Origin of the sequence: Klebsiella sp. 64 (assembly GCF_018223915.1) — a bacterium.
Taxonomy (GTDB): Bacteria; Pseudomonadota; Gammaproteobacteria; order Enterobacterales; family Enterobacteriaceae; genus Klebsiella; species Klebsiella pneumoniae.
Genome location: NZ_JAGRQZ010000020.1, coordinates 178,755 through 191,701, shown reverse-complemented (window position 1 = coordinate 191,701; position 12,947 = coordinate 178,755). Strand labels below are relative to the sequence as shown.

Genomic DNA, 12,947 nt, shown 5'->3' with positions numbered 1-12,947 from the left:
CTGCGGCCCGCCGTTTTTTTATCTCGCGTCAGCAGCGATGACACAAAAAACGGCCGCCCGCAGGCAGCCGTTGAGCAAGGCAGCAAGCGTTATTTCGCTTTCGCTACCGTCACCATCGCGGCGCGAATAGTACGGCCGTTCAGGGTATAACCTTTCTGCATCACGGACAGCACGTTGCCCGCCGCCACATCTTCAGACTCGACCATCGCAATGGCCTGGTGGACGTTCGGATCCAGCGGAACGTTGGTGTCGGCGATCACTTCCACGCCGAACTTACGCACTACGTCCAGCATAGATTTCAGGGTCAGTTCGATCCCTTCCACCATCGGCGCCAGCTCCGGATTAGCCTTGTCGGCCACTTCCAGCGCGCGGTCCAGGCTGTCGATCACCGGCAGCAGTTCATTGACGAATTTTTCCAGCGCGAATTTGTGCGCTTTCTCGATATCCTGCTCGGTACGGCGACGCAGGTTATCTTCGTCGGCTTTGGCACGCAGCATCACTTCACGTTCACGTTTCTGCGCTTCAGCCAGCTGGGCTTCCAGATTCGCAATTTTTTCATCGCGCGGATCCACCTGCTCAGCCGAAACTTCAGGCTCTACCGCCTCAACGTCGTCGTGCTGCTCCGTGATAATTTCTTCCGGGGCTTGCCCCTCAGGCGTTTTCTGTTCTTTACTACTCATGAATTTCTCCGCGTTTTTTTCGCATTCATCTCGCTAACTTCGCTTATTATGGGGATCAGTTTCCGGGTTTCAAGGGAAGCGGACAGATTGTCACTATTTCATTTAACGCAAGGACATCCAGATCATGAAGAACCATTTCAAGTGTATCGGCATTGTGGGACATCCTCGTCACCCCACCGCCCTGACCACACATGAAATGCTCTGGCGCTGGCTGTGCAGCAAAGGGTATGAAGTGCTGGTTGAACAGCAGATCGCCCATGAACTTCAGCTCAGCAACGTGAAAACCGGCACGCTGGCGGAGATTGGCCAACAGGCCGATCTCGCGGTGGTGGTGGGCGGCGACGGCAATATGCTCGGCGCGGCGCGGACCCTGGCCCGTTACGACATTAACGTCATCGGCATTAACCGCGGCAACCTCGGCTTTCTCACCGACCTTGACCCGGACAACGCCCTGCAGCAGCTCGCCGACGTGCTGGAAGGCCACTACATCGCCGAGAAACGCTTTCTGCTGGAGGCCCAGGTGTGTCAGCAGGATTGCCAGAAACGTATCAGCACCGCCATCAACGAAGTGGTGCTGCACCCCGGCAAAGTGGCGCATATGATTGAGTTCGAAGTCTATATCGACGAAGTCTTTGCGTTCTCTCAGCGATCCGATGGCCTGATTATCTCCACTCCGACCGGCTCCACCGCCTATTCGCTGTCGGCCGGCGGCCCAATCCTTACGCCGTCGCTGGACGCCATCACCCTGGTGCCGATGTTCCCGCACACCCTTTCAGCGCGACCGCTGGTGATCAACGGCGACAGCACCATCCGCCTACGCTTCTCTCACCGCTGCAGCGATCTGGAGATCAGCTGCGACAGCCAGATTGCCCTGCCGATCCAGGATGGCGAAGATGTCCTCATTCGCCGCTGTGATTATCACCTCAATCTGATTCACCCTAAAGATTACAGCTATTTCAATACATTAAGCACCAAGCTCGGCTGGTCGAAAAAAATGTTCTGATTTTCACGGCTGCCTCTTTACTGGATAAAAAACCAGTTTATACTGTACGAAAACACAGTATTGGTTTTTCATACAGGAAGGCAGCTATGTTGGCGCAACTCACCATCAGTAATTTTGCTATCGTTCGTGAACTGGAAATTGATTTCCACAGCGGCATGACCGCCATCACCGGGGAAACCGGCGCCGGGAAATCCATTGCCATCGACGCGCTGGGGCTGTGCCTCGGCGGCAGAGCGGAAGCCGACATGGTGCGTCGCGGCGCCACCCGTGCCGACCTGTGCGCGCGCTTCGCGCTGAAAGATACCCCTGCCGCCCAGCGCTGGCTGGAAGAGAATCAGCTGGAGAGCGGGCGTGAGTGTTTACTTCGCCGGGTGATCAGCGCCGACGGCCGCTCGCGCGGCTTCATCAACGGCACCGCCGTCCCGCTCTCGCAGCTGCGCGAGCTGGGCCAGCTGCTGATCCAGATCCACGGCCAGCATGCCCACCAGCTGCTGACCAAACCCGAACACCAAAAAACGCTGCTCGACGGCTATACCGGTGAGTATGCGCTTACTCAGCGTATGGCCGAGCACTATCGCCAGTGGCACCAGAGCTGCCGCGAGTTGGCCCAGCATCAGCAGCAGAGCCAGGAGCGCGCCGCCCGCGCCGATCTGCTGCAGTATCAGCTTAAAGAGCTGAACGAATTTAACCCGCTGCCGGGAGAATTCGAGCAGATTGACGAAGAGTACAAGCGCCTGGCCAACAGCGGCCAGCTGCTCAGCACCTGCCAGCACGCCCTTACGGTACTGGCGGACGGCGAAGAGGCCAATCTGCAGAGCCAGCTTTATACCGCGAAGCAGCTGGTCAGCGAGCTGGTGGGCATGGACAGCAAGCTTTCCGGCGTCCTGGATATGCTGGAAGAGGCGGCCATTCAGCTCAGCGAGGCCAGCGACGAGTTGCGCCACTACCATGACCGTCTGGATCTCGATCCGAACCGTCTGTTTGAACTTGAGCAACGGATTTCCCGACAAATCGCGCTGGCGCGTAAACATCAGGTGATGCCGGAAGAGCTGCCGGCGGTTTATCAGGCGATGCTGGAAGAGCAGCGCCTGCTGGACGACAGCGCCGGCTCGCTGGAATCCCTCAGCCAGCAGGTGGTCGAACATCATCAGCTGGCGCTGGAGACCGCACGCCAGCTGCATGCCCTGCGCCAGGCCAGCGCCGACGAGCTGACCCAGCTTATCACCGAAAGTATGCACTCACTTTCGATGCCGCACGGGGTCTTCGCGATTGAGGTCGCGTTCGATGAACGCCATCTCACCGCCGACGGCGCCGACCATATTGAGTTCCGCGTCACCACTAACCCCGGTCAGCCGCTGCAGCCAATCGCCAAAGTGGCCTCCGGCGGCGAACTGTCGCGCATTGCGCTGGCGATTCAAGTGATCACCGCGCGTAAAATGGAAACCCCGGCGCTCATCTTCGACGAAGTGGACGTCGGCATCAGCGGCCCGACCGCCGCCGTGGTCGGCAAGCTGCTGCGCCAGCTGGGCGAGTCCACGCAGGTGATGTGCGTGACCCACCTGCCGCAGGTCGCAGGCTGCGGCCACCATCATTTCTTTGTCTGCAAAGAGACCGATGGCGAGATGACCGAAACCCATATGCAGCCGCTGGATAAACGTGCTCGCTTGCAGGAGCTGGCCCGTCTGCTGGGCGGCAGCGAAGTCACGCGCAACACCCTGGCGAACGCGAAAGAGTTGCTTGCAGCGTAAACTTTTTGATTTTCACAGGGTCATAGTGAACAGCAAATTGCCTGCTGACCTGCAGCCGGAGGTTTCCAACGGCGCGAAGGTCTATTATTATCGGCATATTACAGATGAGCCACGTACTGCTCGGGCCCAAAAAGGAATCAAATCACTATGCGCTGTAAAACGCTGACTGCTGCCGCAGCGGTTCTTCTTATGTTGACCGCAGGCTGTTCCACTCTGGAACGAGTGGTTTACCGTCCTGACATCAACCAGGGTAACTATCTGGCACCAAACGATGTAGCAAAAATTCGTGTCGGTATGACGCAACAGCAGGTAGCTTATGCTCTGGGGACGCCAATGATGACGGATCCGTTCGGCACCAATACCTGGTTCTATGTCTTCCGTCAGGAGCCGGGCCACCAGAAAGTGACTCAGCAGACCCTAACCCTGACCTTCAACAGCGGCGGTGTGTTGACTAACATTGATAACAAGCCTGCGCTGACCAGTCAGTAAGGCCCGGAAAAGCAAAAAGCGCTCGATGAGCGCTTTTTTATGGCTGATAGTCGGTCTGCTGCAGGTTACTTTGCGGCGCTTTTCTCTGCCCGCTGGCGACGCAGCTCTTTCGGGTCTGCGATCAGCGGACGATAGATTTCCACCCGGTCGCCGTCGTGAACTTCGTCATGCAGCTTTACCGGACGACTATAGATACCCAGCTTGTTTTTCGCCAGATCGATGTCATCACGCAGCGCCAGCAGACCGCTGGCGATAATCGCCTGCTCGACCGTCGCCCCCTCGTCCAGCGTGACCCGCTGCAGATACTGCTTTTCAGGCAGCGCGTAGGCGACTTCAACACGAATATTAGCCGGCACTGTAAACCTCTTTGGCGCGCGAAGTGAACGCCTGCACCATGTTAGCGGCCAGCTCTTTGAAGATCCGACCAAAAGCCATCTCAATCAGTTTATTGGTAAACTCAAAATCGAGATGGAATTCTATTTTGCAGGCCTCGGGGCTCAGCGGAATAAACTTCCAGCCGCCAATCAGCTTCTTGAACGGGCCATCCACCAGGCTCATCAAAATGCTCTGGTTGCTGGTCAGTGTATTGCGTGTGGTGAAGGTCTTACTGATGCCGGCTTTGGACACATCAACCGCCGCCGTCATTTGCGTCGGCCCGAATTCCAGCACGCGGCTACCGGTGCAGCCTGGCAGAAAATCAGGATAGGACTTCACATCGTTTACCAGTTGATACATCTGTTCCGCGCTGAAAGGCACCAGCGCAGTACGGCTAATCTGAGGCATAGCAGGTTCCACATTTAAACACAGTGCAAATAATATCATTTATCTGCTGCTAAAAAAAACGCTGTGCCGCAACTCGTGCTAAGATGCGCAGTACACCTCGCAGGATGCGATCGAGGTAACTGTGTATAAGACGATGACTTCAGGACATTATGACTAAGAAAAAAGCCCACAAACCTGGATCAGCCACCATTGCGCTGAATAAACGCGCCCGTCACGAATACTTTATCGAAGATGAATACGAGGCTGGTCTCGCCCTGCAGGGCTGGGAAGTCAAATCCCTGCGTGCAGGCAAAGCCAACATCGGCGATAGCTATGTCATCCTGAAGGATGGCGAAGCCTTCCTGTTCGGCGCCAACTTTACGCCCATGGCCGTGGCTTCCACCCACTATGTCTGCGACCCGACGCGCACCCGTAAGCTGCTGCTCAACCAGCGCGAACTCGACACGCTGTACGGCCGCATTAACCGCGAAGGTTACACCGTCGTCGCCCTGTCGCTGTACTGGAAGAACGCCTGGTGCAAAGTGAAAATCGGCGTCGCCAAAGGTAAGAAACAGCACGACAAGCGTACCGACCTGAAAGATCGTGAATGGGCGCTGGATAAGGCGCGTATTATGAAGCACGCCGGACGTTAATTTCCCCTCCCCGAGGGCCAACTCTCGCTGGCCCTTACGCTATATCCTTGTTGATGCTGCTTTTTCGTCCATCCTGCTGAAATAATCCTGCGTGATGGGGCTGGTAACGACATTCACAAATCTGTTATACTTAACCTACACATTGGGGCTGATTCTGGATTCGACGGGATTTGCGAAACCCAAGGTGCATGCCGAGGGGCGGTTGGCCTCGTAAAAAGCCGCAAAAAATAGTCGCAAACGACGAAAACTACGCTTTAGCAGCTTAATAACCTGCTCTGAGCCCTCTCTCCCTAGCTTCCGCTCTTAAGACGGGGATCAAAGAGAGGTCAAACCCAAAAGAGATCGCGTGGATGCCCTGCCTGGGGTTGAAGCGTTAAATCTAATCAGGCTAGTTTGTTAGTGGCGTGTCTGTCCGCAGCTGGCAAGCGAATGTAAAGACTGACTAAGCATGTAGTGCCGAGGATGTAGGAATTTCGGACGCGGGTTCAACTCCCGCCAGCTCCACCAAACATTCATTCATGATGCATCATGAACCTTAAAAAAGCCTGTAACTTCAACGAGTTGCAGGCTTTTTTGTTGCATGTGTGGTCATGATCTCTGTATGAATCTTGAGCATTATGTATCTTGTTTTGTACCGCGTTGCCTGGACGCTAAAAAAACAAGGTGCAAAAACATGCCTAAGGTATTGAAATCCCTAACCAATACCGAGATCGCTGCCGCCAAACCGCAGAAGACTGAGTATATGCTGCGCGATGGCGACGGACTGGCGTTGTTGATTAAGCCATCCGGCAGAAAGATCTGGTACTTCGAATACGCTCCCCCGGCGCTGAAAAAACGGACCAAAATCAGCATTGGCCCCTACCCGGTAGTCACCCTCGCCATGGCGCGAGATTTCAGGTTGCAATACCGGCGTTTACTTGTGCAGGGCATCGACCCGCAGGCCCATCTGGAGCAGGTTGCAGAGGAGCAACGACTCCAGAATGAATGCACGCTGGAAAAAGTTGCGGAACAGTGGCTCAAAGAGAAAAAACGGACTAGCGATCTTAGCGAAGATCACGCCAAAGATGTCTGGCGCTCGCTGGAGATGCACGTCTTCCCCTCTTTGGGTAACACGCCCGTCACTGAGATCCGCCCGAAGATGCTCAAGGAACACCTCACGCTACTGGAAGAACAGGGCATACTGGAAACGCTGCGGCGGGTGATCTCACGGCTCAATGAAATCTTCCGTTTTGCCATCTCCGAAGAGCTCATCGAGTTCAATCCGGCTGACAACCTGGTCGCCCGCTTCAAGAAACCGAAAAAGCAGAACATGCCCGCCCTTCACCCCAGTGAACTGGGTAGGCTGATGCTGGCCTTACAGAACGCTTCTATCCGCAAGGAAACCCGCTGCCTTATCGAATGGGAGCTACTGACCTGGGTTCGCCCCGGCGAAGCCGTCAGCGCCCGCTGGTGCGACATCGACATGAAAAAAGCGGAATGGCGCATCCCCGACACCTTTATGAAGATGAACCGTTCGCACACTGTGCCTCTCAGCAAACAGGCGCTGCGCGTTCTTCAGATCATGGAGCCCGTCAGCCGCCATCGTCCGTGGGTGTTCCCCAGCATCCGCAAACCACTGGAGCATATGCACCAGCAGACCGCGAACGCCGCGCTTATTCGTATGGGGTTCGGCGGTGAGCTGGTTGCCCACGGTATGCGCAGTATTGCCCGAACGGCGGGAGCAGGTCATTTCCCCCGTGAAGTTCTGGAATCTGCGCTGGCACACCAGAAAGAAGACGAGATCGAAGCGGCCTACAACCGCAGCGACTATCTGGAACAAAGGCGACCGCTGATGCAGTGGTGGGGAAACTACGTTGATGCCGCCAGACGGCAGGCATTGCTCGGTGAAGAAGAACCGCTGCGGATCGTGGAAGGAGAATAATGTGACCAGTCCCATTCGTCAGAATCTGTTTGAACGGGAATGCGATATGCCGCTGCTGGAAGCGCGGCATCTCGCCCTTCTGCTTCTCGGCCTTGATGCTTCCCAACCGGCAAACGCCCTGCCGGAAGAACATCAGGAGAATTACCGTATCCTACACGACGCCATCAGTCGCACCATCAAAGCCACTGGCATGGTCAGCGCCCCGGCGAACAAACGCATGTTCTATGCCGATGAGATGTTCGCCCTGGCCTGGCGGCTTATTGATGACGAACTGACGCCGCCAGAAATTAAGGCCCGCAGCCTGAAGGCGGTGATGAAACTGTCACGCAACAGCCGTGGCCGCAAGTGGCTGAAGACGCTCGGTGACGACGCGCTACCAGATCTCACTACTTCAGCACAACCTTCCCAGCGTGGGATGCATAAACGCGACAAAGCGCGGGAGAATACTGCCAGGCTCTGCTGGCTGCTGGTTCAGCTTCTGGTTGAGGAGACTGACGGGCGTTATGGGACGTCTGATAAACCGGCTTCGGATAGGATACTTCGAAAGCTGAGAGCGCTAGCGCAGGAGCGTGAATTGCCGTCAGACGGGCTTGGGCGAGGGACGTTTTATGAGGTGTTGAAAATGGGACGAGAGAAGGAGAAGTAGGTATATACTTCTTGAACAGGGACTGAAAGTTGAAGAAGGAAATCTTAACTTCTTATACTATGCTGAGATTCACAGAGGAACTTTAGAAATACTTTTCTCTTGTGGGGTTCAACCCATATTAGAAGACATGGATATCATCAAAAAATTGAGGGGTAGTTGAGTATGGATCCAATATCAGTTACAACAGTATCAATTTATGTCGCAACAAAATTTATTGATCAGTTCATTGCAGAAGAAGGTTACGGATGGTTAAAAAAGAAATTATTCCCCAAAAACAACTATGTTAACCAGCTCTATAGAATAATTGAAGAAACGGCTATTGAATTCGAAAAAAAAATTCCCCATCGATAGTATAAAAATTCCATTTTACCAATCTCAACTATTGTTTGAAACATTGAATGAGCATATTTTATTCAAAGAATTACCAGATAAAGATTATTTGTTGCAAAAATTCAGTGAATATCCAAATGTCATCCCACCAACTCAAGAACAACTTGAAACTTTCTATAAAATTTTTTTACTAAAAATAAACAACTGTAAAGAATTAAAAAAACTCCACATTGAGGAGACTTATAAAGATAAGATATTCGATGTAAGCAATGAGATCATTCAGATAAAACTTTTGCTGCAATCATTTGATGAAAAATTTACTTTTCACTTAAACGATAATTGGTTAAATAATAAAAATAGAGAAGCTATAGCTGATTTAGGAGGACGTTACACACCCGAACTAAATTTAAAATTAGAGATCGCAGATATCTTCGAAGGGCTTGGGAAAACTAACAAATTTTCCAAAATATTTTACGAACATATCGATAATTTCTTGATCAAAGGAAACAATCTTCGAAACTGCGATGAAATACGTGAGCAGTTAGCTTTGATTTCTAAAGCCTTAACAGACACCTCAATTCTGTTTCTAAAAATTGATTTTCACGAATCCAAAAGCATTCCAATCAATAAATTTAATGAATATATCTCAAATTGTCAAAAATACATTTCTGAGGCGGAGTCGACACTATGGAAAATCGAGGAAAAGGAAAATCCGGATAAGACAACAAGTTTTAGCGATAAGTATTCATCAATTTTGAGAGACTTAAGAGAATTTTATTATGAGTGTGACACTTTATATATATTTCTCAATTCTATAACGGTAAAATTATCGAATAACCCATTTCTGCTCCTTGAAGGAGAAGCTGGGATTGGTAAGTCTCATTTGCTTGCTGATATCATCGAATCAAGAATTCAAACAGGATATCCATCTCTATTTTTATTAGGGCAGCAACTTACAACTGATGAATCCCCTTGGGTGCAAATTTTAAAAAGGCTACAGCTAAACACTGTATCCTCAGAATTTCTTGAAAAGCTAAATCTCTATGGTGAAAAACAAGGGAAAAGATTCCTGATATTTATTGATGCAATAAACGAAGGGAATGGTAACATTTTTTGGGAAGATAACATCAATAGCTTCGTTGATGAAATAAGAAGTTTTAAATGGCTTGGCCTTATAATATCAGTCAGATCAACATATAAAGATATTACTATCTCAAACGAACGGATCTCTCGTAATAATTTTGAAATTTATGAACACTTGGGTTTTAAGAATAAAGAGATGGAAGCTGTTAACTTATTTTATGATAATTATAATATAGAAAGACCATCATCACCTAATTTAAATCCAGAGTTTAAAAACCCTTTATTTCTTAAGTTACTATGCGAGGGGATAAAGAAAAGTGGTCTGACAAAAGTCCCTGTAGGATTTCATGGGATTTCTAAGATCTTAAGTTTTTTTGTTGAAGGCGTAAATAAGTCACTATCCTCTCACAAAAGATATAATTTCGATCCTAGTTTCCCATTAGTTAGTGATGCTCTCAATAAATTAATTAAAGTTAAACTAGCTAATGGCAGAAATAGTATTGCTCTTAAGGATGCTCATACAGCTGTCCAGTCTGTTGTTAAAGACTATGTGAACGATAAAACATTTCTCAGCTCTATGATAGATGAAGGAATACTGACCAAAGGTATCGTTCGCAATGAAGACAACTCTGTTGAAGAGGTCGTTTATATATCCTTTGAAAGATTTGATGATCATTTAACAGTTAACTATTTATTAAATGGTGTTGATAACATTGAAGATGAATTTAAAACAGGAGGTTCTCTTCAAAAATACTTCAATGATGAATACAGTTTTTATCGCAATCAAGGAATCATTGAGGCTTTATCTATTCAATCACCAGAAAAATATGGAAAAGAAATTTATGAATTACTGCCTAATTACAGTGACAATTATAATTTAGTGACTGCTTTTATCGATCGCTTAGTTTGGAGGGATTCCGCAGCAATTGATTTTGAAAAAATTAAGCCTTTTGTAAACAAGCAAGTACTCGGTTTCGATAATAGTTTTAGTCATTTTCTTGAGACGCTAATATCTATTTCTGGATTAGAAGAACATCCTTTCAATGCTAATTTCTTACATAACTGGCTATTACAGCATTCTTTACCAAATCGAGATGCCTTTTGGACTACTGCGTTAAAATATAGATATAGTGAAGACTCAGCATTTAAAAATTTGATTGACTGGGCATGGAGTGGGACTGATAAAAGCTATATATCAGATGATTCGATAGAGTTAGTTGCAACCACTCTATGCTGGTTTTTAACTTCAACTAATAGAGAGCTAAGGGATTGTACAACTAAAGCATTGGTTAATTTGTTAGAGGAACGTATCTCCGTTTTAATTAGGATAATCAATAAATTCGATGGGATAAATGATCCATATGTTTGGGAGAGAGTGTTTGCTGTAGCCCTAGGTTGCACATTGCGAACAAAGAATCATAATAAGCTAAGTCAATTGGCAGAGACAGTTTTTGCCAAAGTGTTTCAACCTAAATATGTGTATCCACATATTCTATTACGAGACTATGCGAGAGAGATTATAGAGTATGTTTCACATCTTCAATTGATACCGGAAGGACTCGACCTATCCAAAACTAAGCCGCCATACAAAAGTAAATGGCCTGAAAATATACCAACCAAAGAAGAACTTCAATCACTTTATAAAAAGGATGGGTATTGGTCACTTTGGGGATCCATAATGGGTGGAGGAGATTTTTCTAGATATACTATTGGAACAAATCATAATCACTCAAATTGGTCTGGTTGTAAATTTGGTGAAACTCCTATTAATCGCAAAAAAATTTTTAACGATTTTCTAGGTCAATTGTCAGACGAACAAAAAGCGCTCTACGACTCTACAGACCCTATTATTTACGATAAAAATTATAAAAGCATTTCATTCGGTAATACACTTATTAAATATGGTGTAGCAATAGGTAGAAAGAGTGAGGAGGAAGTTCTTTCCCATAAATCCGCGTTCAAGAAATCATTGCCAGAGGACTTATTAGCTACATTTGAAAGAGACATAGAAAAATATTTAGATCACAATAATAATCTGCTCGAAACCGATAAATATTTTGATCTAAGAATTGCTGAACGCATGATTTTTAATCGTGTTATTAACCTTGGTTGGGATCCAAAACTTCATGGTGATTTTGATAAGCAGGTAGGCTCTGGGCGCGGACGAAGAGAATCGTTACAAGAGCGAATTGGGAAAAAATATCAATGGATTTCTTACTATGAATATATGGCAATGCTTTCTGATAATTTTATTCGTTTTGATGGGTATGGAGATGAACGCAAAGAAAATCCTTATCAAGGACCTTGGGATCCATATGTAAGAGATATAGATCCAACCATTTTAATCAAAAATACAGGAACAAAAGAGTTAACCCAACAAGAAATGTGGTGGGATACTAAAGAAGTATTTGATTGGGATTGTACTTTTCAAGAATGGGTTAGCAATCCTTCCACGATAAGTAATCCATATGGACTGATTGAAGTCAATGACAACAATGGTACTGAATGGTTGATATTAGAAAGCTATCCCTCATGGAAAGAACCTAAAACTATCGGTAATGAAGAGTGGGGGCATCCTCGAAAGGAAGTTTGGTGTCAAATCAGAGGATATTTAGTTAGAACAACAGAATTAAATGCTCTTAAAAATTGGGCAGAAAACCAACACTACATGGGCAGGTGGATGCCAGAAGGAAGCAATAGGTATCAATTATTTAATAGAGAGTATTATTGGTCTGAAGCATTCCATTATTTTAAATCAGATTATTATGGCAGTTTAGATTGGAGTTCTGTAACAGATCAAGATTCTGGAGCTAAAATTGCTGATGTAAGCGTCACATCGATCAATTATTTATGGGAAGAAGAGTTCGATAAATCAAAAACAGATACTTTAAGTTTCCTCAAACCAACCAGCTTAATTTTCGACAAGATGGGCCTCAAAGATGGTAAATATGAAGGTAGTTATGAGGATAAATATGGAAGTATAGTTTGTTTCGCCACTGAAGCTTTAAATAACTCAAAAGCACATTTGTTAATTAAGAAAGAGCCGTTCTTAAAAATGTTGAATGAAAATAATCTAGAAATAGTGTGGACGCTTCTTGGTGAAAAAGGTGTTATCGGTGGGTCCTTAAGTTCAACTCACCAGTATGGTCGTATAGAATTCAGTGGTTTTTTTTCTTACGACGATGGAAAACTGACTGGAGCAAACAAAATATATTCATCTTGATATTTCCTTTAACTTGAAATTGTAGCACAGATAGAGACCTATTTGTGCTGCTAACTAATTCACGACATTCTCATTATCAAGTTTTTATCAATGATTTAGCTTTTAGCTTTTAGCTTTTAGCTTTTAGCTTTTAGCTTTTAGCTTTTAGCTTTTAGCTTTTAGCTTTTAGCTTTTAGCTTTTAGCTTTTAGCTTTTAGCTTTTAGCTTTTAGCTTTTAGCTTAACGTTAATGGAGTTTTTGTAGTAGTGCATTGCCATCCGTTAACCTCTGAACATCAACTCCCAATAAGAATCATAGGAATTAAAACTCTCAATTTCAGTAAGTTAACTAAATTCTATTGATTTTGCCAGCCAATTAAATCTTCTCGGACTAATTATTTTTTATCCGGATTCCCATTTTTCACCCGGAC

The 12,947-nt window shown here is 47.1% G+C and carries 10 protein-coding genes and 1 other RNA gene; 8 read left to right on the top strand and 3 right to left on the bottom strand.

The genetic code is table 11. The features are described from left to right. Window positions 1-89: 89 nt before the first annotated feature. A complete protein-coding gene (gene grpE, locus KHQ23_RS16400; protein WP_002914155.1) occupies window positions 90-680 on the bottom strand; it encodes a nucleotide exchange factor GrpE in 591 nt (196 codons plus the stop codon). A gap of 124 nt (window positions 681-804) precedes the next feature. On the opposite strand from grpE, the gene nadK reads away from it, so the two are divergent. The 3 genes from nadK to bamE all read left to right on the top strand — a co-directional run bounded on the left by nadK (window position 805) and on the right by bamE (window position 3,920). Then, window positions 805-1,683 carry an NAD(+) kinase gene (gene nadK / locus KHQ23_RS16395; RefSeq protein ID WP_047693830.1) on the top strand — a complete coding sequence of 293 codons (879 nt, stop codon included), beginning with the start codon at window positions 805-807 and terminating at the stop codon, window positions 1,681-1,683. A gap of 86 nt (window positions 1,684-1,769) precedes the next feature. Continuing rightward, window positions 1,770-3,431 (top strand): DNA repair protein RecN, encoded by a 1,662-nt coding sequence (gene recN / locus KHQ23_RS16390; protein WP_004174799.1) that lies wholly within the window; start codon window positions 1,770-1,772, stop codon window positions 3,429-3,431. Window positions 3,432-3,578: 147 nt separating this feature from the next. Continuing rightward, window positions 3,579-3,920, top strand: a complete 342-nt coding sequence (gene bamE, locus KHQ23_RS16385) for an outer membrane protein assembly factor BamE (protein WP_002914160.1) — start codon at window positions 3,579-3,581, stop codon at window positions 3,918-3,920. A gap of 65 nt (window positions 3,921-3,985) precedes the next feature. Here the strand turns inward: bamE and KHQ23_RS16380 are convergent, their stop codons facing one another. Together KHQ23_RS16380 and KHQ23_RS16375 are read right to left on the bottom strand one after the other, a co-directional pair. Further along, window positions 3,986-4,276 (bottom strand): RnfH family protein, encoded by a 291-nt coding sequence (locus tag KHQ23_RS16380; protein ID WP_004145682.1) that lies wholly within the window; start codon window positions 4,274-4,276, stop codon window positions 3,986-3,988. Next, the gene (locus KHQ23_RS16375) at window positions 4,266-4,703 is read right to left on the bottom strand and encodes a type II toxin-antitoxin system RatA family toxin (RefSeq protein WP_004145683.1); all 438 of its coding nucleotides are present in this window, start codon (window positions 4,701-4,703) and stop codon (window positions 4,266-4,268) included. The genes KHQ23_RS16380 and KHQ23_RS16375 overlap by 11 nt, the downstream gene beginning before the upstream one ends. Window positions 4,704-4,852: 149 nt before the next feature. Here KHQ23_RS16375 and smpB point away from each other — a divergent pair, with 149 nt between their 5' ends. The 5 genes from smpB (at window position 4,853) to avs2 (ending at window position 12,538) form a co-directional block, all read left to right on the top strand. Next, entirely contained in the window at window positions 4,853-5,335 is a 483-nt protein-coding gene (gene smpB / locus KHQ23_RS16370; RefSeq protein WP_002914164.1) for an SsrA-binding protein SmpB, read from the top strand. A gap of 144 nt (window positions 5,336-5,479) precedes the next feature. After that, window positions 5,480-5,842, top strand: a transfer-messenger RNA (tmRNA) gene (ssrA, locus tag KHQ23_RS16365). Window positions 5,843-6,008: 166 nt separating this feature from the next. Continuing rightward, window positions 6,009-7,256 carry an integrase domain-containing protein gene (locus tag KHQ23_RS16360; protein ID WP_015958820.1) on the top strand — a complete coding sequence of 416 codons (1,248 nt, stop codon included), beginning with the start codon at window positions 6,009-6,011 and terminating at the stop codon, window positions 7,254-7,256. Between the two features lies 1 nt (window position 7,257). Then, complete coding sequence (locus KHQ23_RS16355) at window positions 7,258-7,902, top strand: hypothetical protein (RefSeq protein ID WP_015958821.1); 645 nt, start codon at window positions 7,258-7,260, stop codon at window positions 7,900-7,902. Between the two features lie 319 nt (window positions 7,903-8,221). Next, window positions 8,222-12,538 (top strand): AVAST type 2 anti-phage system protein Avs2, encoded by a 4,317-nt coding sequence (gene avs2 / locus KHQ23_RS16350; protein ID WP_228296224.1) that lies wholly within the window; start codon window positions 8,222-8,224, stop codon window positions 12,536-12,538. The last annotated feature ends 409 nt before the right edge of the window (window positions 12,539-12,947 follow it).